Raw genomic sequence first — 24,225 nt, 5'->3', positions numbered from 1 at the left:
AATCAAGCCGATAAACGACAGCGTGATCATGACCAACGCCGAGCACGGTTACATCAGCCAGTCCGACAAGGGCGACCTGGTGATCGGCGCCGGTATCGACGGCTACAACGGTTACGGCCAGCGCGGTTCGTACCCGGTGATCGAGCACACCATTCAGGCCATCGTCGAGATGTTCCCGGTGTTGTCGCGCGTACGCATGAACCGCCAGTGGGGCGGCATCGTCGACACCACGCCGGACGCGTGCCCGATCATTTCGAAAACCCCGGTACCGAACATGTTCTTCAACTGCGGTTGGGGCACCGGTGGCTTCAAGGCCACACCTGGCTCGGGCAACGTGTTTGCCGCGAGTCTGGCCAAGGGTGAAATGCACCCGTTGGCCGCACCGTTTTCCATCGACCGTTTCCACAACGGCGCACTCATCGACGAACACGGCGCTGCCGCCGTCGCCCACTAACAGGAGAAATCCCCATGTTGCATATCTTCTGTCCTCACTGCGGCGAACTGCGCTCCGAAGAGGAATTCCACGCATCCGGTCAGGCGCACATTCCGCGCCCGCTCGATCCAGGCGCCTGCACCGACGAGGAGTGGGGCGACTACATGTTCTTCCGCGACAACCCGCGCGGTCTGCACCACGAACTGTGGGATCACGTCGCCGGTTGCCGTCAGTACTTCAACGTCACCCGCGACACCGTGACCTACGAGATTCTCGAAACCTACAAGATCGGCACCAAGCCGAAATTCACCGACAAGGCTGATACGGCGAAAACAGCCACGACGGCGCTGGGAGAGAAGGTATGAGCCAGACCAATCGCCTGTCCAACGGTGGACGGATCGACCGCAACAAAGTGCTGAGCTTCACCTTCAACGGTCAGAGCTACAAGGGCTTCGAGGGTGACTCGCTGGCCGCCGCGCTGATCGCCAACGGCGTCGACATCATCGGCCGCAGTTTCAAGTATTCGCGTCCGCGCGGCATCTTTGCTGCCGGTGCCGAAGAGCCGAACGCGGTGTTGCAGATCGGCGCTACCGAAGCCACGCAGATTCCCAACGTGCGCGCCACGCAGCAGGCGCTGTATCAAGGTCTGGTCGCGACCAGCACCAACGGCTGGCCGAGCGTCAACAACGACATGATGGGCATTCTCGGCAAGGTCGGCGGCAAGCTGATGCCGCCGGGTTTCTATTACAAAACCTTCATGTACCCGCAATCGTTCTGGATGACTTACGAGAAGTACATTCGCAAGGCTGCCGGTCTCGGCCGTTCGCCAACCGAAGTCGATCCGGACACCTACGACTACATGAACCAGCATTGCGACGTGCTGATCGTCGGCGCTGGCCCGGCCGGTCTCGCCGCTGCCTTGGCCGCTGCGCGCAGCGGTGCCCGAGTGATTCTTGCCGATGAGCAGGAAGAGTTCGGCGGCAGCCTGCTCGACTCGCGTGAAAGCCTCGACGGCAAACCGGCGATGGACTGGGTCGCCAGCGTCATCACCGAATTGAAGAACACCCCGGACGTGCTGCTGTTGCCGCGCGCCACGGTCAACGGTTACCACGACCACAACTTCCTGACCATTCACGAACGCCTTACCGATCACCTCGGTGACCGTGCGCCGATCGGTCAGGTGCGTCAGCGTATTCACCGGGTTCGCGCCAAGCGAGTGGTGCTGGCGACCGGTGCCTGCGAGCGTCCGCTGGTTTACGGCAACAACGATGTGCCGGGCAACATGCTTGCCGGTGCGGTGTCGACTTACGTGCGCCGTTATGGCGTGGCGCCGGGCAAGAAACTGGTGCTGTCGACCAACAACGATCACGCCTATCGCGTGGCGCTGGATTGGCTCGACGCCAGTCTGCAAGTGGTCGCCATCGCCGATGCGCGCAGCAATCCGCGTGGTGCGCTGGTGGAAGAGGCGCGCGCCAAAGGCATTCGGATTCTCACTGGCAGCGCCGTGATTGAAGCCCGTGGCAGCAAGCGTGTTACCGCTGCTCGTGTTGCCGCGATTGATGTCAAAGCCCACGCCGTGACCAGTCCAGGCGAATGGCTTGATTGCGATGTGGTTGCCAGTTCCGGCGGTTACAGCCCGGTCGTTCACCTGGCTTCGCACCTCGGTGGCAAGCCGACCTGGCGTGAAGACATCCTCGGTTTCGTACCGGGCGAAGCACCGCAGAAACGCGTGTGCGTCGGTGGCATCAACGGCGTTTACGGTCTCGGCGATTCGCTGGCTGACGGTTTTGAAGGTGGCGTGCGCGCTGCCAGTGAAGCCGGTTTCGCTGCGGTCGAAGGCACCTTGCCGAAAGCCCTCAGCCGTCATGAAGAACCGACGCTGGCGCTGTTTCAGGTGCCGCATGAAAAGAACACCGCACGGGCGCCGAAGCAATTCGTCGATCTGCAAAATGACGTGACCGCTGCTGCCATTGAACTGGCAACCCGCGAAGGTTTTGAGTCGGTCGAGCACGTCAAACGCTACACCGCGCTGGGCTTCGGCACCGATCAGGGCAAGCTCGGCAACGTCAACGGTCTGGCCATCGCCGCGCGTTCGCTGAACGTGACCATCCCGCAGATGGGCACCACGATGTTCCGCCCGAACTACACGCCGGTGACTTTCGGCGCCGTGGCCGGTCGTCACTGTGGGCACATCTTCGAGCCTGTTCGTCACACCGCGCTGCATGCCTGGCATGTGAAGAATGGCGCCGAGTTTGAAGACGTCGGTCAGTGGAAACGCCCATGGTACTTCCCGAAAAACGGTGAAGACCTGCACACCGCGGTGAAACGCGAATGCAAAGCCGTGCGCGACAGCGTCGGCCTGCTCGACGCCTCGACCCTCGGCAAGATCGACATTCAAGGCCCGGATGCCCGCGAGTTCCTCAACCGCGTGTACACCAACGCCTGGACCAAGCTCGACGTGGGCAAGGCGCGCTATGGTCTGATGTGCAAAGAAGACGGCATGGTCTTCGACGACGGTGTCACGGCGTGCCTGGCCGACAACCATTTCGTCATGACCACCACCACCGGCGGCGCGGCTCGCGTGCTGCAATGGCTGGAGCTGTACCACCAGACCGAATGGCCGGACATGAAGGTCTACTTCACGTCCGTCACCGACCACTGGGCGACCATGACCCTGTCCGGGCCGAACAGCCGCCAGCTGCTCAGCGCCGTGACTGACATTGATCTGAGCAACGAAGCGTTCCCGTTCATGACCTGGAAAGAAGGTCAGGTCGGCGGCGTACCGGCGCGGGTGTTCCGCATCTCGTTCACCGGTGAGCTTTCGTACGAAGTCAACGTCCAGGCCGAATACGCGATGGGCGTGCTGGAGAAAATCGTCGAGGCCGGCAAGCAGTACAACCTGACCCCGTACGGCACTGAAACCATGCACGTCCTGCGTGCCGAGAAGGGTTTCATTATCGTTGGCCAGGACACTGACGGCTCGATGACCCCGGACGACTTGAACATGGGCTGGTGTGTCGGTCGCACCAAACCGTTCTCGTGGATCGGCCAGCGTGGGATGAACCGTGAAGACTGCGTGAAGGATCAGCGTAAGCAACTGGTCGGTCTGAAGCCGATCGACCCGAACGTGTGGCTGCCGGAAGGTGCGCAGTTGGTGTTCAACACCAAGCAGGCGATTCCGATGACCATGGTCGGCCACGTGACTTCCAGCTACGCGCACAACTCCCTCGGGTATTCGTTTGCGATGGGTGTGGTCAAGGGCGGTCTGAAGCGCCTCGGTGAGCGGGTGTTTGCACCGCTGGCCGATGGCAGCGTGATCGAGGCGGAAATCGTTTCTTCGGTGTTCTTCGATCCGAAGGGGGATCGGCAGAACATCTGACACTGATCGTTCCCACGCTCTGCGTGGGAATGCATCCCGGGACGCTCTGCGTCCCAAGAGCGGACGCAGAGCGTCCATGGCGGCATTCCCACGCAGAGCGTGGGAACGATCAAGAATTCAGAAAGGTGCTTTATGACCACAGCCAATGTGTACCAACAACGCCCAACCACCGGGGCCAAGGCCGAGTCGTCGCTGCAGCATGCCGACCTCGCCAGTCTGGTCGGCAAGGGCCGCAAGAACGCCGGCGTAATCGTGCGTGAAAAGAAACTCCTCGGCCACCTGACCATCCGTGGCGATGGCCACGATGCCGCGTTCGCCGCCGGTGTCCACAAGGCCCTGGGCATCGAACTGCCCGGCGCGCTGAGCGTCATCGTCAAAGGTGAAACCAGCCTGCAATGGATGGGCCCGGACGAGTGGCTGCTGATCGTCCCGAGCGGCGAAGAGTTCGCCGCCGAACAGAAACTGCGTGAAGCGCTGGGCGATCTGCACGTTGCGATCGTCAACGTCAGCGGCGGCCAGCAAGTGCTCGAACTGAGCGGGCCGAACGTGCGTCAGGTGCTGATGAAGTCGACCAGCTACGACGTGCACCCGAATAATTTTCCGGTGGGTAAAGCGGTCGGCACGGTGTTCGCCAAGTCGCAGTTGATGATTCGGCATACGGCGGAAGACACTTGGGAATTGCTGATTCGTCGCAGTTTTTCGGATTACTGGTGGTTGTGGTTGCAGGATGCTTCGGCTGAGTACGGGTTGAGCGTTCAGGCCTGAAAGATCAAAAGCTACCCCCTCACCCCAGCCCTCTCCCCCAAGGGGGAGAGGGGGAAAGGGAGCCGATCTCGGGTGTTTTTGCGATCTGCATTCACCTTCAGATTTTCAGGTCGGCGTAGCTCGAAAGAACACCTCGGTCAGTCCCCTCTCCCTCTGGGAGAGGGCTAGGGTGAGGGAAAAACCTGACACCCCGCACAAGAACAGGAGTCACCGCACCATGAGCCGCGCCCCAGACACATGGATTCTGACCGCCGACTGCCCCAGCGTCCTCGGCACCGTGGACGCAGTCACGCGTTTTCTGTTCGAGCAGGGTTGCTACGTCACCGAGCACCATTCTTTCGATGACCGCCTCTCCGGGCGCTTTTTCATTCGCGTGGAATTCCGCCAGCCCGACGGCTTCGACGAGCAATCCTTCCGCGCCGGTCTCGCTGAACGCGGCCAGGCCTTCGGCATGATCTTCGAACTGACCGCGCCGAACTACCGGCCAAAAGTGGTGATCATGGTTTCCAAGGCCGATCACTGCCTCAACGACTTGCTCTACCGCCAGCGCATCGGCCAGTTGTCGATGGACGTCGCGGCGGTGGTTTCCAACCATCCGGATTTGAAACCGCTGGCCGACTGGCACCAGATTCCCTACTACCATTTCCCCCTCGACCCCAACGACAAGCCGTCGCAGGAGCGTCAGGTGTGGCAGGTGATCGAAGAGTCCGGCGCTGAACTGGTGATCCTCGCCCGCTACATGCAGGTGCTGTCGCCGGAGTTGTGCCGCAAGCTCGATGGTAAAGCGATCAATATTCATCACTCGCTGCTGCCGGGTTTCAAGGGCGCCAAGCCGTATCACCAGGCCTACAACAAAGGCGTGAAACTGGTGGGCGCGACGGCGCATTACATCAATAACGATCTGGATGAAGGGCCGATCATTGCCCAGGGTGTCGAGGCGGTGGATCACAGTCATTACCCTGAGGATCTGATCGCCAAGGGGCGCGATATTGAAGGCCTGACACTGGCGCGGGCAGTGGGGTATCACATTGAGCGGAGGGTGTTTCTCAACGCCAATCGCACGGTTGTTCTATAGATCGCTTTCGCGAGCAAGCCCGCTCCCACAGTTCGATCTCAGGTGTGACAGAGATCTTTGTTTCAACCCAAATCCCCTGTGGGAGCGGGCTTGCTCGCGAAGAGGCCATAACTGACAACGCAAAACCAACAAGCAATAACCCGAGCACTTAACGCGCTGCCTGCCTGGGCAACGCGGTTCCATAAAAACAACAGCGAGGTGAAAGCATGTCTGGCAATCGTGGTGTGGTGTATCTCGGCGCTGGCAAGGTCGAAGTACAGAAAATCGACTATCCGAAAATGCAGGACCCGCGCGGTCGCAAGATCGAGCACGGGGTCATTCTCAAAGTGGTTTCCACCAACATCTGCGGCTCCGACCAACACATGGTGCGCGGCCGTACCACGGCGCAGACCGGTCTGGTGCTGGGCCACGAAATCACCGGCGAGGTGATCGAAAAAGGCTCCGACGTCGAAAACCTGAAAATCGGTGATCTGGTCTCCGTACCGTTCAACGTTGCATGCGGGCGCTGCCGTTCCTGCAAAGAGCAACACACCGGCGTCTGCCTGACCGTCAACCCGGCCCGTGCCGGCGGCGCTTACGGTTACGTCGACATGGGCGACTGGACCGGCGGCCAGGCCGAATACGTGCTGGTGCCGTACGCCGACTTCAACCTGCTGAAACTGCCGGACCGCGACAAGGCCATGGAGAAAATCCGCGACCTGACCTGCCTCTCCGACATTCTCCCGACCGGTTATCACGGCGCCGTTACTGCCGGCGTTGGTCCGGGCAGCACCGTTTACATCGCTGGCGCTGGCCCGGTTGGTCTGGCCGCTGCCGCTTCTGCACGTCTGCTCGGTGCTGCGGTGGTGATCATCGGCGACGTCAACACCATCCGTTTGGCCCACGCCAAGGCGCAAGGTTTTGAAATCGTCGACCTGTCGAAAGACGCGCCGCTGCACGAACAAATCGCCGCGCTGCTCGGCGAGCCGGAAGTGGATTGCGCGGTGGACTGCGTCGGTTTCGAAGCACGCGGTCACGGCCATGACGGCGCGAAATCGGAAGCCCCGGCCACCGTGCTCAACTCGCTGATGGGCGTGGTGCGTGTTGCCGGCAAGATCGGTATTCCGGGCCTGTACGTCACCGAAGATCCGGGTGCTGTGGACGCCGCCGCAAAAATGGGCAGCCTGAGCATTCGCTTCGGTCTGGGCTGGGCGAAATCCCACAGCTTCCACACCGGGCAAACCCCAGTGATGAAGTACAACCGCCAACTGATGCAGGCGATCATGTGGGATCGCATCAACATTGCTGAAGTGGTTGGTGTGCAGGTGATCAGCCTGGATCAGGCGCCGGAAGGGTACGGCGAGTTCGATGCGGGCGTGCCGAAGAAGTTTGTGATTGATCCGCATAAGTTGTTCAGTGCGGCGTAGGGCTTAAGCGCAATTCAAAACGGCGACCTCAAGGTCGCCGTTTTTTGTTGGAAGGCAAGGTCAGAAGTTACCCTCACCCCAGCCCTCTCCCGGAGGGAGAGGGGGCCGACCGGGGTGTCTGGGGTTAAGCATCGACCGGAGAGATCGAGTCGATTATGGATTCAGTACAGCACTGGCAGGTCGGCGTATTGCGTCAATATCCCCCAATCAGTCCCCTCTCCCTCCGGGAGAGGGCTAGGGTGAGGGGCTTTGCTTTACAGTGCCGCCAACGCCCCTTGATACAGCACCGGCCCAGTCGGCTGCCCGGTCGGCGAACCACCCTTAGGCTCCAGACTCACCGCCAACGCAATCGGCTGCCCAATCAACCCCCGCTGCGCCTCGCTCAACTCAACTTTGCCTTTACCCCCAGCCGGAATCACCCCCAGCGAAATCGGTTTGCCATCCGCCGGAATCGCCCACAGTTCCAGACTGCGATCCGCATCAACCGCCGCCAGCGTCAGCGGCTCGACCTGCAGATAATCTTCATGCGCCTCAACCTTCAGAGCAGGTTGCGCACTGGCCGTCAACAGCGTCGCGGTGTAGCGAGGATCATCGCGGTTGTACAGCGAACCGAGGAACACCAGCACAACAATTGAACAGACCGCCGCCATAACGCGAAGCCAGTTCCAGAACGGACGCTTCTCGGGCACATGCAGCACTTGCGGTTCGATGCGCGCGGTGATGCCTTGCCACACGCGATCGGGCAGCGGATGTTCCGGCAGGGATTCGGTGAGGCTCACCAGCGTTTCCTGCCATTGCGCCACTTCCGCTCGCAACGCCGCGTCGTCCAGCAGCAACTGCTCAAACCGTCGACGCGCAGGCGCTGACATCAGACCGATCGCGTAATCGGCTGCGAGCGCGCGGCGCAGGGCAGGGGTCTGGTAGTTCATGATTCAAGGCACCGGCGCAGGCGTTCCATGCCTCGGCGGATCCACGATTTCACCGAGCCCAGCGGCGCGGCCAAATGTTCGGCGAGTTCCGAGCAGGACAAGCCGTGAAAGTAGGCGACGGTGATCGATTGGCGCTGCATGCCTTCGAGGGTTTCCAGGCAACGGTTGAGGGCGTGAGCCTCACGGGCGCTGCTCAATTGATCGTGGGCCGAGGGGCTTTCGTCCTGCAGGGCATCCTGTTCGAGGTCGGTCAGCGGCCGGTCGCGGTGTTTGCGCAACTGGTCGATGGCCTGATTGCGGGTGATGTTGATCATCCAGGTCATCGGCGCCGAGAGATGCGATTCGTAGCGCGAGGCGTTGTTCCAGATCCGTACGAAGGCTTCCTGCAATACTTCTTCGGCCAGATCCGCGCGACCCATGAAACGCAGGGCCACGCCGTGCAGGCGCGGGCCGACGCTGCGGTACAAGGTTTCGAAGGCGCGCCGATCACCCAGTGAACACTGGGCCAACAGCTGCCTTAGCTGATCGGTCTCGGCGGTGGAAATAACGACTCTCCAGGCAATGGATGGGCGACGAGGGCTAGACTCGGGCTGTTCACAGGCTAGTTCAGCGACAGCGGTTGTGCCATTCATCGCGACAATTCCAGGGTTTCACGATTCATATACGTGAGACGGGGGAAAATGGATGCTCTGCACCGGAACATGCCGGCGTATCCTCGGTCAAACCGGCAGTTTCGCTGCCCATTGACGGGTAGTTTTCACAGCGCAAGAGGATGTCTGAATGAAGATTTCACGCGGTTTTGCCTTGGCATCACTCATGACCCTGGCGGCGAGCCCGGCGTTTGCCGGTTTCAGTCTGGACGACGTCACCAAGGCCGCTGCCAGCATGCAGGGCGGCAACGCTGCCACTGCCGCAGCGCCGACCTCGGAAACGGCCGGTTTGCTGCAAGCCGTCACCGGTCTGGGGGTTACGCCACAACAAGCCGTTGGCGGCACCAGCGCCATGTTGGGTCTGGCCAAGAACCAATTGAGCAGCACTGATTATTCGCAGTTGGCCAAAGAAGTGCCGGGCATCGACAAGCTGTCGGGCGGTAGCGGCAACCTGGCGGCGTTGAGCGGGTTGCTGGGTCAGTCCGGCAAATCCGCCGGTCTGGAAAATGCCTTGGGTAACGTCAAGGACACCAATGACCTGAACAACGCCTTTGGTGCGTTGGGCATGGACAGCGGCATGGTCGGCCAGTTTGCCCCGGTGCTGCTCAAGTACTTGGGTGATCAAGGCGTTGGCGGTTCGCTGCTGACCAGCCTGGGCAGCATCTGGGGCGTCGGCGCCGGTAGCTGAGTCAGCGCCGCTCGTCGCGCAGTTCGGCGATGCGCTGATCCTTCTCGTTCCAGAGCTGGTTGACCCAGCTCTGGACGGTCTGGCGAAACGCCGGATCATTTTCGTAATCGCCCTGCCACAGCGCCGGGTCGAGTTCGCGGGTTTTGATGTCGATGATGACTCTCGGCACGTTGCCGCTGATCAAATCCCAGAATCCTGGAATCCGTGCCTGTGGATAAACCACCGTCACGTCGAGGATGGCATCCAGCTGTTCACCCATCGCCGCCAACACAAACGCCACGCCGCCGGCCTTGGGCTTGAGCAAATGGCTGAACGGTGATTGCTGTTCGGCGCTTTTCGCCGCCGTGTAGCGCGTGCCTTCCAGATAATTCACCACCGTCACCGGCTGACGCTTGAACAGCTCGCAGGCCTGTTTGGTGATTTCCAGATCCTTGCCCGCCAGCTCCGGGTTCTTCGCCAGAAACGCCTTGGTGTAGCGCTTCATGAACGGGTAATCCAGCGCCCACCACGCCAGTCCCAGAAACGGTACCCAGATCAGTTCTTTCTTGAGGAAGAATTTGAAGAACGGCGTGCGCCGGTTCAGCGTTTGGATCAACGCCGGAATGTCGACCCACGATTGGTGGTTGCTGATCACCAGATAAGACGTGTCGCCGCGCAGGCCTTCGCCGCCGCGAATGTCCCATTGGGTGGGGATGCACAGGCGGAAAATCAGCTTGTCGATTTCGGCCCAGGTCTCGGCAATCCACATCACCGCCCCCGACGCGTAGTCGCGCCAACGGCCCGGCGCGACCAGTTTGAGCAGGGCAAACACCAGCAACGGCCCGATCAGGATCAGGGTGTTGAGCAACAGCAGCAGGGTGACGAAACAGCCGGTGAGCAGGCGGCGCATAAGCAACTCTATGACGTGGGTTGGGCGCGTCATGATAAGCAGCTTCGCGCGGCAGGCCAAATCGGCGCTGACGAATGTTTCACTTTATTCGCGTTAACCTGATCGTCCCCACGCTCTGCGTGGTAACGCCGCCCGGGACGCTCCGCGTCCCTGTGACGCAGAGCGTCACTGGATGCATGCCCACGCAGAGCGTGGGAACGATCAAGCGCGCAACGGTCTAAAATCCCGTTGCCCAACTCCCCAAGGAAGCCCCTTACGTGAAATCCCTCCTTGCACTGTTTGCCCTCGTCGCCCTGCCGGTCATGGCCGCCGAGCCGACCCTGTACGGGCGCTACGAATACATCGCGCTGCCGGAAATCGGCGGTGAAGTGCTCAAGGCCAAGATGGACACCGGCGCGCTGACCGCCTCGCTGTCGGCCAAGGACATCGAAACCTTCACCCGCGACGGCGAAGACTGGGTGCGTTTCCGCCTCGGCACTAAAGACGCCAGCAACAAAGTCTACGAACACAAAGTCGCGCGGATCAGCAAGATCAAGAGCCGCTCGGATGAAGAGGACGAGGGTGAAAGCACCGAAGTCGCCAAACGCCCGGTGGTCGATCTGGAGCTGTGCCTGGGCGACGTCAAGCGTACCGTTGAGGTCAACCTGACCGACCGCAGCAACTTCAATTACCCGTTGCTGATCGGTGCCAAAGCCTTGCGTGAATTCGGCGCTGCGGTAAACCCGGCACGTCGCTTCACCGCTGACAAACCTGACTGCTGAGCCAAGTGGTCTCATTGACGTGACGTCAGGCTTGGGGCACCGTTCGCGCACTCAACCACGGGCTCGGATGCCATGCCTCATATCCTGATTGTCGAAGACGAAGCGGCGATTGCCGACACGCTGATTTTCGCCCTGCAAGGCGAGGGGTTCGGCACCACGTGGCTGAGCCTCGGCGCGGCGGCGCTGGAACATCAGCGGCAGACCCCGGCCGACCTGATCATCCTCGACATCGGCCTGCCGGACATCAGCGGCTTCGAAACCTGCAAACAGCTGCGACGTTTCAGCGAAGTGCCGGTGCTGTTCCTCAGCGCTCGCGATGCCGAGATTGATCGCGTAGTGGGTCTGGAGATCGGCGCTGACGACTATGTGGTCAAGCCGTTCAGCCCGCGAGAAGTCGCGGCGCGGGTCAAAGCGATCCTCAAACGCATGGCGCCGCGTCCGCCGATTGAATCCACCTCGGCGCTGTTTCGTATCGACCCCGAGCGCGTACAAATCAGCTATCGCGGCCAGACGTTAAGCCTGACCCGCCACGAATTCCGTCTGCTGCAATGCCTGCTCGAACAACCCGAACGGGTGTTCAGCCGCGAGCAATTGCTTGATGCGCTGGGCGTCGCGGCCGATGCCGGTTACGAACGCAGCATCGACAGCCATATCAAAAGCGTGCGCGCCAAACTGCGGCTGGTGCGCGCCGAAGCCGAACCGATCCAGACCCATCGCGGCCTCGGTTACAGCTACAGCCCGGGGCACAGCTGATGTCGCTGGGGCTGCGGATTTTTCTGGTGTACGTGCTGTTTATCGGCCTGACCGGTTATTTCGTGCTCAACACGGTGATGGAAGAAATTCGCCCCGGCGTGCGCCAGTCCACCGAAGAAACCCTGGTTGATACCGCGAATTTGATGGCGGAAATACTTCGTGACGATTTCAAGGAAGGCACCCTCAGCGAAAATCGCTGGCCCGAATTGCTCCGCGCTTATGGTGATCGCCAGCCGCAAGCGACGATCTGGGGCTTGCCGAAAAATCAGGTCAATCACCGTATCTATGTGACCGACGCCAAAGGCATCGTTGTGCTCGATTCCAGCGGCGTTGCGGTGGGTCAGGATTACTCGCGCTGGAACGACGTCTACCTGACTTTGCGCGGTGAATACGGCGCACGTTCGACCCGCAGCGATCCGAACGACGCGAGCTCGTCGGTGATGCATGTCGGCGCGCCGATCCGCGATAACGGCAAGATCATCGGCGTGGTCACCGTGGCCAAACCCAACAGCTCATTGCAGCCTTACGTTGATCGCACCGAGCGACGTTTGCTGTTTTACGGCGCCGGTTTGATCGGCCTCGGCCTCTTGTTTGGCGCGCTGCTGTCGTGGTGGCTGAGTCGCGCGCTGCACCGCTTGACCGGTTATGCCCAAGCCGTCAGCGAAGGCCGCCGTGTTGAAGTACCGCACTATCGCGGTGGCGAACTGGAGCAGCTCGCCACCGCCGTCGAACAGATGCGCACGCAACTGGAAGGCAAGGCCTACGTCGAGCGTTACGTGCATACGTTGACCCATGAACTGAAAAGTCCGTTGGCGGCGATTCGTGGCGCGGCAGAATTGCTGCAAGGCGACATGCCGCCGATCCAGCGCCTGCGTTTTGTCGGCAACATCGACAGCGAAAGTGCGCGGATGCAGCAGTTGATCGAGCGGCTGCTGAATCTGGCGCAGGTCGAACAACGGCAAGGGCTGGAAGAGCGGGTTGCGGTGCCGTTGGCAGTGTTGGTGGATGAGTTGTTGCAGGCGCAGGCGGCGCGGATTGAAGGGAAGCAGTTGCGAATCGAGCAGACGATTGCGGCGGATCTGTTGTTGATGGGCGAGCCGTTTCTGTTGCGTCAGGCGCTGGGTAATCTGTTGGAGAATGCGCTGGATTTTACCCCGAAGCAGGGGCTTTTGCGTTTCAGTGCCGAGCGGGTTGGTGAGCAGATTGAATTTCGTTTGTTCAATGAAACAGCGGCGATTCCCGGTTACGCGCTGCCGCGATTGACCGAGCGTTTTTACTCGCTGCCGCGCCCGGACAGCGGCCGCAAGAGCACGGGGCTTGGGCTTAATTTTGTTGAAGAAGTGGTGAAGTTGCATGGTGGTTCGATGAGCATTCGCAACGTTGAGGGCGGCGTTGAGGTGACATTGCGCTTGTCTTGAGACCGAGGCGCGGCCATCGCGAGCAGGCTCACTCCTACAGATTGGAATGCGATCAACTGTAGGAGTGAGCCTGCTCGCGATGGGGGCATTGAAGTCTCCACACAATCTCCACATTCCCCCCACAAAACCCCCACACCCCATCCCCAGACTCCCCCCATCAAAACAGGGAGAGTCCCATGAACAAGAATCTGACCATCAAGCTCGGCGCCATCGCGCTGCTGATCCTGCTATTGCTGATCCCGCTGTTGATGATCGATGGCGTCATCGACGAGCGCCAACAGCTGCGCGACGGCGTGCTCGAAGACATCGCCCGCAGTTCCAGTTACAGCCAGCAGGTCAGCGGCCCGGTGATGGTGGTGCCGTATCGCAAAGTGGTGCGCACCTGGAAAACCAACGAAAAAACCAACAAGCGTTACCAGGAAATCGGCGAAGAGCGCGGGCGTTTGTACTTTCTGCCCGAGCGTTTTGAGCTCGACGGCCAGGTGCAGACCGAACTGCGTAAACGCGGGATCTACGAGGCGCGACTGTTCCATGCCGACAATCGCATCAATGGCCATTTCTCACTGCCGGCGCAGTTGGGCATCAAGGAAGATTTCGCGGACTACCAGTTTGACGCGCCGTTTCTCGCCGTCGGTATCAGCGACATTCGCGGCATCGAAAACGCGCTGAAACTGGAGCTTGATGGTCAGCGTCTGGACTTTGTTCCGGGCACGGAAGTGGCCTGGCTCGGTGAGGGGGTGCGGGTCACGCTGCCGACGCTGGATACCAGCAAAACCACCGAGCTGGCGTTCGCCTTCGATCTGCAACTACAAGGCACCGGTTCGTTGCGCGTGCTGCCGGTGGGCAAGACCAGCAGTGTCAGCCTCGGCGCGAATTGGCCGCATCCGAGCTTCATCGGCAACTTCCTGCCGGCCAAACGCGAGATCAACGATCAGGGTTTCACGGCCGATTGGCAGACCTCGTTTTTCTCCACCAACCTGCAGGAAGCAATGCATCGCTGTGTGATGGGCGATTGCGAGGCGTTCAACAGCCGCAGTTTTGGCGTGAGTTTTATCGACCCGGTGGATCAGTACCTGAAGAGTGACCGGGCGATCAAATATGCGTTGCTGTTTATCGTCCTGACGTTCGCCGGTTTCTTTCTCTTCGAAGTACTGAAAAGTCTCGCGGTGCACCCGGTGCAATACGCGCTGGTCGGTGTCGCGTTGGCGTTTTTCTATCTGTTGCTGCTGTCGCTGTCGGAGCACATCGGTTTTGCCCTGGCGTATCTGCTGTCGGCCAGTGCTTGTGTGTTGCTGATCGGGTTCTACGTCTGCCACGTGCTGCGCAGCGTGCGCCATGGCTTGAGTTTTTCGGCGGGGTTGGCGGCGTTGTATGGACTGCTTTATGGGCTGTTGAGTGCCGAGGATTACGCGCTGTTGATGGGCTCGTTGCTGCTGTTCGGCTTGCTCGGTGTGTTTATGGTGCTGACGCGCAAACTGGATTGGTACGGGATCGGGCAGAAGCCGGCCAAACCGTTGGAGTTTGATATCGGGGTGGTGGAATGAGCCGGTCGCTGGGGTTGCGCGAGGATCAGCTGTGGAAGGATGAGTTGGTGACGCGGATTATTGCGTTTCTGCCTGTGGAACCGAGGTGGTGCATTCGCGAGCAAGCCCGCTCCCACATTGGATTTTTGTTGCTGCAACCATGGCATGAACAACACAAATCAACTGTGGGAGCGGGCTTGCTCGCGAAGAGGCCGGAGCAGGCACCCAAAAACTAAGGCTTGGGCATCGTCGCGATCATGGACGGTCGCTGACTCACTTCAAAAAACCAGTTAGCCAGTTGCGGATTGGCCTCGCGCCAGCCCAGGTCGGGGAAGCGCAGGTCGAGGTAGCCCAGCGCACTGGCCACGCTGATCGCGGCCACATCGAAGTGGCTGGTCAGCTCGGCAATCGCATCGTGCTCCAACAGATTCAGCGCGCGACGGATCTTCTCGCGTTGTGCATCGAGCCATTCATCCCAGTGTTTTTCCGGGGCGCGCAGGACCTGTTCATAACGCACCATCACCGAGGCGTCCATGATCCCGTCGGCCAGCGAGGCGAGGGTCAGACGGCGCCAGCGGGCCGAGCCTTCGCGCGGGATCAGCGGGTTGCCGACGTGCTGGTGGTCGAGGTATTCGAGGATCACGCGGCTGTCATGGATGACCGTGCCGTCGGCCAGGCGCAGGGCCGGGATCTTGCCCAGCGGGTTGTCGGCGTTGAGCTCGGCGCTCGGGCTGACCGGGGAGAGCACGCAGTCTTGCAGGGCAACGCGATCCTGCTGACCGGTTTCGTGGAGCAAGACCATTACTTTGCGCACGAACGGGGAGAGGGTGTTGTGGTACAGGGTCATGCTGGGGGCGGACATTGGCAGGGTCTCGATCAGAATGGTGAACGGGCAGCATAGCGCGTAACGCCGCCGCCTCAAGCCCAGCGCAAAACCAATGTGGGAGCGAGCCTGCTCGCGAAGGCGTCGGTCCAGTCAACGTTGATGTTGAGTGTTAGAGCGCTTTCGCGAGCAGGCTCGCTCCCACAGGTTGTTTAGCTTCGCAGCAGTAATCCTTTTAGGGCCAGGAAGGCCGGCACACCCAACCCCACCCAGCTCAGCGCATCCCAGATCCCGTCCCCCAGCAACGCCGCAAACAGTCCCGCCGCACTCAGAAGACCAATCACCAACGGCGTGCTGAAGACTTTCCAGAAATTCGACTGACGCGGCTTCATGCAGAGGCCTCCGCCGTTTCCAGCACAGGCTTGGCCGCCTTGCGCCGCACGACCCACAGATACACGCCGCTGCCGAGAACGATGATGGTCAGCACATCGAGTGTGGCCCAAAGGATCTTCATCGGCATGCCGCCGTAATCACCAAAGTGCAGCGGTTGCGACATGCCCATCGCGTCCATGTACCACGGTCGTTCCGCCACAGCGGTGACCTTCAGCGTGGTGGCGTCGATCAGCACCGGCGTTAGCAGATGCGAAGTCAGGTGCGTGCCACCCTTCATGAACACCGAGTAATGGTGCTCGCTGGAGAAGCGCGTGCCGGGGAAGGCGATGAAATCCGGTTTCATGCCCGGCGCAGCTTCGCCGGCAATGTCGAGCAAACGCGTGGCGGGCGCCAGTTGTGTCAGCGGTGGCGCGTCGCGGTAAGGTTCGATCAACGCGGTCAGGGCCTCGTTGCGCCATGCGGCGATCAGCAGATCGGCGCAGGCACTGATCACGCCAGTCACGCCGACGACCAAGGCCCAGGTCAGCGTCACCACGCCAATCAGGTTATGCAGGTCGAGCCAGCGCAGTCGCGTGGATTTGTCCTGACGCACCGTGCCGAACTTCAGCCGACGCATGAACGGCAGGTACAACACCGTCCCCGAAACAATCGCCACGACAAACAATAAACCCATGAACGCCAGCAGCAATTTGCCCGGCAACCCGGCAAACATGTCGACGTGCAGGCGCAGGATAAACAGCATCAAACCGCCGTTGGCCGAAGGGGTTTCCAGTGCTTCACCGGTGCGCGCATCGAGCATGAAGGTGTGCGAGGAGTTCGGTTCGGTGCCGGCGGTTTTTGCCATGATCGCAAACGCAGCGTTTGGCTCTTCGTCGTCGTAACCGAAGTACTGCATGACCTCGCCCGGCCGATGTTTCTGCGCGGCATCCACCAGTTGTTGCAGGTTGAGTTGCGGCGTGTCGGCCGGCATCTCTCGCAACTCGGGGGCATTGCCCAGCAGATGATCGATCTCATGGCTGAAAATCAACGGCAAACCGGTCAATGCCAGCATCAGCAAAAACACGGTGCAGATCAGGCTGGTCCAGGTGTGGATAAACGACCAGCGACGAATTGTTTTACTTTTCATTTCATGACCTTCAAAAACACCAAAGCCGTCCACGAGGGACGGCCTGGTAACAGGGCCTGTTTCAGCTCAGTCGCTTACCACTTGTAAGTGGCGCTGGCGACGACGCTGCGTTGATCGCCGTAGTAGCAGTAGAAGCTGTCGCAGGTGGAAATGTAGTCCTTGTCGAACAGGTTGGTCGCATTCAGTGCCAGCGACGCGCCTTTGAGGCTGTTGTCCAGACGGCCGAGGTCGTAATGCACGCTCGCGTCGAACACGGTATAGGCATCCGCCTTGCCCAGCCAGGTGTTGCCTTTGTCGCCGTAGGTGTTGCCGGTGTAACGCACGCCAGCACCCACGCCGAAACCGTCGAGCACGCCGGTGTGCCAGGTGTAGTCAGTCCACAGCGAGGCTTGCTGGTTCGGCATCAGTTGCAGACGATTGCCCTTGTCGACGCCTTTCTGCACTTCGGACTTGGCCAGGGTGTAGGCGGCGATGACCTTGAGGTTATCGGTCACGTCCGAAACGGCTTCCAGTTCCAGGCCTTTGACTTTCACTTCGCCGGTCTGGCTGGTGATCGAAACGCCATTGACGTTGGTGTTTACGGAAACGTTTTTCTGGGTCAGGTCATACACCGCAGCGGTCAGCAGGGTTTTGCTGCCCGGTGGCTGGTACTTGATGCCCAGTTCCCACTGCTTGCCTTCGGTTGGCTTGAGCGAATCGGTGGACGTAGCGTCGGCACCAGCGGTTGGCTGGAAGGACTCGGCGTACGACAGGTACGGCACAAAGCCCGAATCGAAGACATAGCTGATCGCCGCGTTGCCGCTGAAGTTTTTGTCGCGCTGCGTGTTGGTGGCATCGCCCTTGTTGATGAACTGGGTGCTGGTGTGTACCCAGTCTTCACGGCCACCGAGGGTCAGGCGCCACTGGTCGAGAGCCATTTGATCCTGCACGTACAGGCCGGTCTGGTAGGTCTTCTGGTCGTAGTCATAAAACGCGGTAGAGCGCGGTGGACGTACGATCGGTTGCCCGTAGATCGGATTGACAACGTTGGTGGTCAAGCCATCGCCGAAAATCGAGGTGTAATTGGTGTTGCTGCGCTGGTGATCCAGGCCCAGCAGCAGGGTGTGGCGGATATCGCCGGTAGCGAAGTCAGCCTGGAAATTGTTGTCCACGGCGAACTGGCTGATGTCCTCATCGACAACCGTGGAAGTGCGACCGACGTTGCCTTGATCATCCACCATCGTGAACGGATAAGAGCCTGGAGTCAGCGCCTGGAATGCCAGATCGGACTTGGTATAACGCAAGTTCTGCTTGAACTGCCACACATCGTTCAGACGATGTTCAAAGGCATAACCCAGCGCGTAGTAAGTGCGGTCGTAATATTCCCAATCCGGATCGCCAAGGTTCTTGTGGTGAGAAACGTCACCGAACGGCATGTCGATCTTGGTGCCCTGAATCGGCAGGAACTGGCTGGTGATGCCGGTATCGTCTCGGGTGAACTGGGTCAGCAGGGTGAACTTGGTATCGTCGTCGATGTTCCAGGTCACGCTCGGCGCGATGTTGTAACGCTTGTTGTCGACGTGGTCGATTTGGGTGCCACTGTCGCGCACGACGCCGCTGAGACTGTAGAGAAACTGACCAGCCTCATCGATCTTGCCGGTGCTGGCGAAGTTGATCTGGCGATGGTTGTCGCTGCCGTATTGCAGCTGAATTTCGCTGCTGGCTTCGGCACTTGGACGGCGGCTGACCATGTCCAGCAAGCCGCCCGGAGGCGTCTGGCCGTACACCGACGACGCTGGGCCGCGCAGCAGGGCGAGGCGGTCGAGGTTCCAGGTTTCCTGTTTCGGGTTGGCGTACACGCCTTTTGGCAGCGGCAAGCCGTCGAGAAACTGGGTCGGTTCAAAACCGCGTACACGCAACCAGTCGGCGCGGGTGTCACTGCCGAAACTGCTGGCGGTGATGCCCGGCATGTAGCGCACGGCGTCGTCGAGGCTGTGCACGCTGCGGTCGTCCATTTGCTGACGGGTCGCCACCGAGATCGAGCGCGGCGCTTCAACCAGCGCGGTGTCGGTCTTGGTGCCGGCGGCGGTGCGGGTGGCGGTGTAGCCTTCGACCGGGCTCCACGCGGTTTCCAGATTCTCCACGCCGATGATCGCGGTTTCCGGCAGGGCCATCACGCCTTCAGGTACGGCGACCAGGCTGTAGGTGCCGGAAGTGCTTTGTTCCAGTTGCAGACCGGTGCCGCTCAAGGCTGCACGCAGCGCGCCGGCCGCGTCGTACTGGCCTTTGACGGGTGCCGAAGTCTTGCCCGCTGCCAGCGACGGGTTCAGCGACAGCGCGAGGCCGCCCTGGCTGGCGATCTGGTTCAGGGTGGTCGACAGAGGCGCCGCCGGCAGGTTGTAAGCGCGAACGCTGGACGCTTGTTCAGCGGCGAGCAACGGGCTGCTGATCAGCGGGGTGCTGAGGGCAATGGCGACGGCCAGCAGACTGGGGCGCAACAAGGTGTCTAGCGAACGGGACATACGGCGGCTCCTGAATGGATATATTTCTCAATTGCCTGCTTGCCGGATGAAAATCAAAAAGTGATAGGGCTGGATGAAAATAATTTAGATTTGCGGGAAATAGCGTTGTGGCGGACGACGCCATTCGCGAGCAGGCTCACTCCTACAGGGGAACGCATTTCAACTGTAGGAGTGAGCCTGCTCGCGAAAGCGGTGGTTGTGCTAGCCCATCACTCAGGCTTGGTATCAGCCTTCGCGACGGTCACCCAATAAGGCGTGTGCTGCTCAATCTGCACCGGCAACGTCGGCAGCAGCGCGCTCAAGGCCTTATCGGTGTCATGCAGCGGAAAGCTGCCAGTAATGCGCAAATCCGCCACTTCCGGCGCCACACCCAGATGCCCGCGACGATAACGCCCAAGCTCATGCACCAGATCGCCCAGCCGTGCGTTGTCCACCACCAACATGCCGCGCGTCCAGGCATCGGCGCCGGGGTTGAGGGCGACAATCGCGTCGAGCCCATCACTGCGCATAAATACCTGCTGGCCTTCGTGGAGGATCTGCTCTTGCGGATTCGATTGCGGATGCGCCGCGACAGCCGACTGCAACACGCTCAGGCGCGTGCCTTCGTCTTCTCGCTTGACCAAAAACCGCGTGCCCAACGCACGCATGCTGCCTTCACGGGTTTCGACGATGAAGGGCCGCGCATCGCCGTGACCGGTTTCAACGAGGATTTCGCCTTCCTGCAGAACGATCAGTCGGCGCTTGTCATCGAATCGCACGTCAACCGCGCTGTGGGTATTGAGATTGAGTACGGTGCCATCGGACAGACGCACGATGCGCTGTTCACCGGTGGCGGTGCGCTGATCGGCGAGCCAGTAATCCAGCGGCAGATAACGTTCGCCAGCAAACAGCGCCACGCCGACGACCACCACAACGCTCGCCAGACCACTGCCCAACTTGCGCACCCGGCGACGAATGCTTTCCCGGGATTGCAGCAGAGCGCTGCGGGCCGGGCCTTTGGCCACGCTGAAACGCTGATCAAGCATGCCCAACTGGCGCCAGGCCCGGGCGTGTTCTTCATTGGCCGCGTGCCACTTGGCGAATTCTTCGCGCTCCAGCGGACTGCTGGAATCGAGGGTCAACTGCCAGGCAATCGCCGCGTCCAGCACGTGGGCCTGAACCGGTCTGGAACTGGCCGGGCTCACGTCGGCTCACCGTACAGGGCGATGTAGCACTGACGAATACCTTGCGCGAGGTACTGGCGCACACGCGGCACCGAAACGCCGAGCTTCTCGGCGATCTCGGCATGCCCGAGGCCGTCGAGGCGGTTATAAAGGAAGGCAGCGCGAGCCTTGGTCGACAGTTTGCCGAGCAAGCGGTCGATGGCCTTGAGGTCTTCGAGGATCAATTGCTGTTCTTCCACCGACGGTTGTTCGCCTTCGGGGATCAGCATCAATTCGGTGAGGTAAGCCTGTTCCAGCGCGGCGCGGCGGAAGTAATCAAACAGCAGGCCTTTGGCGATCGCCACCAGAAAAGCTCGCGGTTCGCGGGGTGTCAGCAACTCATCACGACCGAGCAGGCGTACGAAGGTGTCCTGACTCAGATCTTCGGCCCGTTGCGGGCAGGCCACATTGCGCCGCAGCCACGTCAATAGCCAACCGCGATGGTCGCGATACATCGCACCAACGAGTTCACTGTGAGGGCTTTGGGCTGCAGGCACCGAATATCACCGATTGGGAAATATTAACTAACGCGAATTGTTCGCGATTCTCGCAGAGGTGGGAATGGTTAGCAATTGGCCACTGGTCAGATCATGTGCTTGGTTAACCCGTAGGAGCTGCCGAAGGCTGCGATCTTTTGATCTTGTTTTTGAAGATCAAGGTCAAAAGATCGCAGCCTTCGGCAGCTCCTACAGGGAGCGTCTTTCGGCGCAGAACCTGTGGGAGCGGGCTTGCTCGCGAAGAGGCCAGAACAGGCGCTGAAAATCTAAAAGGACGGCACCTGCTGGCGACGCTTCCACTGGCTCAACCGCTGCTGAAGGTTTAGCGGACTATGAATCTGCTGCCCCCGCGCCCGGCTAAACAGAATCAACGCCAACTCCGCCGTGGCCAGCGCATCGGCGCTCGCGTTATGCCGTTCAAACACCTCCAGCCGAAACCACTCGATCCACTCATCCAGCCCCGCCTCACGGATCTGCGCCTGCGGACACACCAGCGGCGCGATATCAGCGACATCCACAAACACATGCTGCAACTTGTGCCCCAAATGCTCCTTCACCGCACGCCCGAGCATGTGCTGATCAAACGGCGCATGAAACGCCAACACCGGGCTGTCACCCATAAACTCCAGCAATTCCAGCAACGCCTCAGCCGGCTCACTACCGGCAGCAATCGCATTCGGCCCCAGCCCATGAATCAACACACTGGGGCTAAGCTTCAACTCCCGGCACTGCAAGGTGCGCTCAAATTGCTGACTGAAGTCGATCGCGCCATCCTCGATCACCACCGCACCAATCGACAACACGCGATCCTTGTTCAGATTGAGCCCGGTGGTTTCCAGATCCAGCACCACCCAGCGTTGTTCGCGCAGGGTGCATTCGCGCAGTTCAGTGATAGCCGGCAGCTTCGCCAGTCGCTGCTGAAAATCCGCCGGCACCACCGGACTCGCCGGGCGCAGCCACGAAAACAGACTCATAGCTGATACCGCAACGTCAGGCTGCTTTGCAGGCGCTGCGCCTGACGCAGGGATTCGCGGAGGATGCGCCGGTCGAGATGATTGAGGCTGTCGGGATCGACGCGGTTGGAGTACGGCAAATTCTCGCGCGTCTGCAACTGATGCTGTTGCATGCGCGTTTGCTGAATGAAGTGATACGCCTCTTCATACGCCGCGCCGTCCAGCCGTTCGATGACTTCTTTATCGACCAACTGACGGAAGCGTTCGAGGGTGTTGTTGGCGTCGATACCGTTGGCCAGCGCCAGCAATCGCGCGCCATCCACAAACGGCGTCAGCCCCTGAACCTTCAAGTCCAGCGTGGCTTTCTCGCCGTTCTTGCGCGCCAATACGAACTCACGGAAACGCCCCACCGGCGGACGATTGCGCAAGGCGTTCTCGGCCATCATGCGCTGAAACAAACGGTTGTCGCCGACCTGATCAAGAATGCCCCGGCGCAGTTGTTCGCAGCCTATTTCATCGCCCCAGACCACGCGCAGATCGAAATAAATACTCGACCCCAACAGGTTTTCCGGCGTCGCCTCGCGAATAAACGCCGCAAAGCGCCGCGCCCATTCCGCCCGCGACAAACACAGCTCGGGGTTGCCGGCCATGATGTTGCCTTTGCACAGGGTGAAGCCGCACTGCGCCAGGCTCTGGTTGATCTGCTGGGCAATCGGCAGTAGCTTGCCGCGAATCTCTGCGGCGTGCGCAGCATCGCGAGCGTCGAACAAAATGCCGTTGTCCTGATCGGTGTGCAGCGTCTGCTCGCGGCGGCCTTCGCTGCCGAAACACAGCCAACTGAAGGGCACGCCGGGGTCGCCTTTTTCTGCGAGGGTCAGCTCGATCACCCGGCACACGGTGTGGTCGTTGAGCAGGGTGATGATGTGGGTGATCTGCGTCGATGAGGCGCCGTGGGCGAGCATGCGTTCGACCAGTTGGCCGATTTCGCCGCGCAGGGTCACCAGTTGTTCGACCCGTTGCGCGCTGCGAATCGTCCGCGCCAGATGCACCAGATCGACCCGTTGCAGAGAAAACAGATCGCGCTCGGAAACCACGCCGCACAAGCGCTGATCCTTGACCAGACAAACGTGGGCGATGTGCCGTTCGGTCATGGCAATCGCCGCATCGAACGCACTGTGATCCGGCGAGAGATAGAAGGGCGCGCGGGTCATGTGGCGCTCGATGGCATCGCTGAAATCACCGACGCCTTCGGCCACGACATGGCGCAAGTCGCGCAGGGTGAAAATCCCCAGCGGTGCCTTGTTTTCGTCTACGGCGACGATGCTACCGACCTGTTGCTCGTGCATCAGCTTCACCGCTTCGCGCAGTGGCGTGTCCGGGCTGCACGTCACCGGGTGACGCATTGCCAGTTCGCCCAGTCGGGTGTTCAGCGAGTACTGCGTGCCGAGGGTTTCCACGGCTTTTTGCTGCACTTGCTGATTGACCTGATCGAGCAGGCTGCTGACCCCGCGCAAGGCGAAATCACGGAAGGCGTTGGAGAGGGCGAACAGTTTGATGAACGCCAGTTTGTTCAGTTGCAGGCAGAAGGTATCTTCGCCGGCCAGATGCTCGGTGCGCGTCGCGCGTTCGCCGAGCAGGGCGGCCAGCGGAAAACACTCGCCGGTGGTGATTTCAAACGTGGTCTCGGTGCCGGGTTTGGTGATGTGCTGGCGTTCGCCGACCACCCGGCCCTGCTTGACGATATGGAAGTGTTCAACCGGGCCGTCAGTGGGTTTGATGATGCTCTCGCCCTGAGCGTAAAACCGCAGCTGACATTGCTCCACCAGATAAGCAAGGTGGGCGTGTTCCATCTGATTGAAGGGCGGGAAGCGCTGGAGGAATTGCAGGGTGCCCTGAATGTTCTGCAATACCGCGGTTTTCCCTGCCTGGGTGAAGGCGTCCGCTTTACTCATAACCATTACCGCAGTCTTTTTCGAATTGTTGTTGTCGGATCGTTATGGCCATGGTCGACCCCTACGGACAGGGTGCCCATTGGACGTAAGTCTAGGTTTTGCCACCATT

At 60.5% G+C, this 24,225-nt stretch carries 22 protein-coding genes; 11 read left to right on the top strand and 11 right to left on the bottom strand.

Annotated elements, in window-relative coordinates; all coding sequences use genetic code 11:
• The 6 genes from ACIP1X_RS15205 to fdhA all read left to right on the top strand — a co-directional run.
• On the top strand, positions 1–454 hold a 454-nt coding region (locus tag ACIP1X_RS15205; protein ID WP_400753254.1), incomplete at its 5' end, for an FAD-dependent oxidoreductase.
• A gap of 14 nt (positions 455–468) precedes the next feature.
• Positions 469–798, top strand: coding sequence for a sarcosine oxidase subunit delta (locus ACIP1X_RS15200; protein ID WP_400753251.1), 330 nt, complete (start codon positions 469–471; stop codon positions 796–798).
• The gene (locus ACIP1X_RS15195) at positions 795–3,812 is read left to right on the top strand and encodes a sarcosine oxidase subunit alpha (RefSeq protein ID WP_400753249.1); all 3,018 of its coding nucleotides are present in this window, start codon (positions 795–797) and stop codon (positions 3,810–3,812) included. Before ACIP1X_RS15200 ends, ACIP1X_RS15195 begins: the two co-directional genes overlap by 4 nt.
• Before the next feature lie 132 nt (positions 3,813–3,944).
• Positions 3,945–4,577, top strand: a complete 633-nt coding sequence (locus tag ACIP1X_RS15190) for a sarcosine oxidase subunit gamma (RefSeq protein WP_212550108.1) — start codon at positions 3,945–3,947, stop codon at positions 4,575–4,577.
• Positions 4,578–4,794: 217 nt separating this feature from the next.
• Positions 4,795–5,652, top strand: a complete 858-nt coding sequence (purU, locus tag ACIP1X_RS15185) for a formyltetrahydrofolate deformylase (protein WP_008086918.1) — start codon at positions 4,795–4,797, stop codon at positions 5,650–5,652.
• Positions 5,653–5,858: 206 nt separating this feature from the next.
• Positions 5,859–7,058 carry a formaldehyde dehydrogenase, glutathione-independent gene (fdhA, locus tag ACIP1X_RS15180; protein WP_008086916.1) on the top strand — a complete coding sequence of 400 codons (1,200 nt, stop codon included), beginning with the start codon at positions 5,859–5,861 and terminating at the stop codon, positions 7,056–7,058.
• A 254-nt stretch (positions 7,059–7,312) separates the two neighbouring features.
• On the opposite strand, the gene ACIP1X_RS15175 is transcribed toward fdhA, so the two are convergent.
• Positions 7,313–7,987 (bottom strand): anti-sigma factor domain-containing protein, encoded by a 675-nt coding sequence (locus tag ACIP1X_RS15175; RefSeq protein WP_400753246.1) that lies wholly within the window; start codon positions 7,985–7,987, stop codon positions 7,313–7,315.
• Positions 7,984–8,619 carry a sigma-70 family RNA polymerase sigma factor gene (locus ACIP1X_RS15170; RefSeq protein ID WP_212545027.1) on the bottom strand — a complete coding sequence of 212 codons (636 nt, stop codon included), beginning with the start codon at positions 8,617–8,619 and terminating at the stop codon, positions 7,984–7,986. Before ACIP1X_RS15170 ends, ACIP1X_RS15175 begins: the two co-directional genes overlap by 4 nt.
• A 148-nt stretch (positions 8,620–8,767) precedes the next feature.
• Here ACIP1X_RS15170 and ACIP1X_RS15165 point away from each other — a divergent pair, with 148 nt between their 5' ends.
• Positions 8,768–9,325, top strand: coding sequence for a DUF2780 domain-containing protein (locus ACIP1X_RS15165; protein WP_053124529.1), 558 nt, complete (start codon positions 8,768–8,770; stop codon positions 9,323–9,325).
• Between the two features lies 1 nt (position 9,326).
• Here the strand turns inward: ACIP1X_RS15165 and ACIP1X_RS15160 are convergent, their stop codons facing one another.
• On the bottom strand, positions 9,327–10,214 hold the full coding sequence (locus tag ACIP1X_RS15160) for an acyltransferase (RefSeq protein WP_282358363.1): 888 nt from the start codon (positions 10,212–10,214) through the stop codon (positions 9,327–9,329).
• 257 nt (positions 10,215–10,471) lie between these two features.
• On the opposite strand from ACIP1X_RS15160, the gene ACIP1X_RS15155 reads away from it, so the two are divergent.
• The 4 genes from ACIP1X_RS15155 to creD all read left to right on the top strand — a co-directional run bounded on the left by ACIP1X_RS15155 (position 10,472) and on the right by creD (position 14,690).
• Complete coding sequence (locus ACIP1X_RS15155; protein ID WP_053124525.1) at positions 10,472–10,975, top strand: ATP-dependent zinc protease; 504 nt, start codon at positions 10,472–10,474, stop codon at positions 10,973–10,975.
• 72 nt (positions 10,976–11,047) lie between these two features.
• Positions 11,048–11,728 (top strand): two-component system response regulator CreB, encoded by a 681-nt coding sequence (gene creB, locus ACIP1X_RS15150; RefSeq protein ID WP_400753242.1) that lies wholly within the window; start codon positions 11,048–11,050, stop codon positions 11,726–11,728.
• Positions 11,728–13,146 carry a two-component system sensor histidine kinase CreC gene (creC, locus tag ACIP1X_RS15145; protein ID WP_400753239.1) on the top strand — a complete coding sequence of 473 codons (1,419 nt, stop codon included), beginning with the start codon at positions 11,728–11,730 and terminating at the stop codon, positions 13,144–13,146. Before creB ends, creC begins: the two co-directional genes overlap by 1 nt.
• A 176-nt stretch (positions 13,147–13,322) precedes the next feature.
• Positions 13,323–14,690 (top strand): cell envelope integrity protein CreD, encoded by a 1,368-nt coding sequence (gene creD / locus ACIP1X_RS15140; RefSeq protein WP_159815413.1) that lies wholly within the window; start codon positions 13,323–13,325, stop codon positions 14,688–14,690.
• Between the two features lie 211 nt (positions 14,691–14,901).
• Here the strand turns inward: creD and ACIP1X_RS15135 are convergent, their stop codons facing one another.
• The 8 genes from ACIP1X_RS15135 to ACIP1X_RS15100 all read right to left on the bottom strand — a co-directional run bounded on the left by ACIP1X_RS15135 (position 14,902) and on the right by ACIP1X_RS15100 (position 24,116).
• Positions 14,902–15,531, bottom strand: coding sequence for a glutathione S-transferase (locus ACIP1X_RS15135; RefSeq protein ID WP_400753237.1), 630 nt, complete (start codon positions 15,529–15,531; stop codon positions 14,902–14,904).
• Positions 15,532–15,704: 173 nt separating this feature from the next.
• Complete coding sequence (locus ACIP1X_RS15130) at positions 15,705–15,884, bottom strand: hypothetical protein (RefSeq protein ID WP_159815411.1); 180 nt, start codon at positions 15,882–15,884, stop codon at positions 15,705–15,707.
• Entirely contained in the window at positions 15,881–17,011 is a 1,131-nt protein-coding gene (locus ACIP1X_RS15125) for a PepSY-associated TM helix domain-containing protein (RefSeq protein ID WP_400753235.1), read from the bottom strand. The genes ACIP1X_RS15130 and ACIP1X_RS15125 overlap by 4 nt, the downstream gene beginning before the upstream one ends.
• A gap of 74 nt (positions 17,012–17,085) precedes the next feature.
• Positions 17,086–19,512, bottom strand: a complete 2,427-nt coding sequence (locus ACIP1X_RS15120) for a TonB-dependent siderophore receptor (RefSeq protein ID WP_053124511.1) — start codon at positions 19,510–19,512, stop codon at positions 17,086–17,088.
• 209 nt (positions 19,513–19,721) lie between these two features.
• Positions 19,722–20,696, bottom strand: a complete 975-nt coding sequence (locus ACIP1X_RS15115; protein ID WP_053124509.1) for a FecR domain-containing protein — start codon at positions 20,694–20,696, stop codon at positions 19,722–19,724.
• Complete coding sequence (locus ACIP1X_RS15110) at positions 20,693–21,169, bottom strand: RNA polymerase sigma factor (protein ID WP_218959295.1); 477 nt, start codon at positions 21,167–21,169, stop codon at positions 20,693–20,695. The genes ACIP1X_RS15115 and ACIP1X_RS15110 overlap by 4 nt, the downstream gene beginning before the upstream one ends.
• A gap of 308 nt (positions 21,170–21,477) precedes the next feature.
• A complete protein-coding gene (locus ACIP1X_RS15105) occupies positions 21,478–22,185 on the bottom strand; it encodes a PolC-type DNA polymerase III (protein ID WP_400753232.1) in 708 nt (235 codons plus the stop codon).
• Positions 22,182–24,116, bottom strand: a complete 1,935-nt coding sequence (locus tag ACIP1X_RS15100; RefSeq protein WP_400753229.1) for a DUF294 nucleotidyltransferase-like domain-containing protein — start codon at positions 24,114–24,116, stop codon at positions 22,182–22,184. The genes ACIP1X_RS15105 and ACIP1X_RS15100 overlap by 4 nt, the downstream gene beginning before the upstream one ends.
• Positions 24,117–24,225 lie beyond the last annotated feature (109 nt).

It is taken from the genome of Pseudomonas sp. NPDC088885 (assembly GCF_044750025.1).
Classification (GTDB): domain Bacteria; phylum Pseudomonadota; class Gammaproteobacteria; order Pseudomonadales; family Pseudomonadaceae; genus Aquipseudomonas; species Aquipseudomonas rustica.
This window is presented reverse-complemented; position numbering and strand designations above follow the sequence as displayed.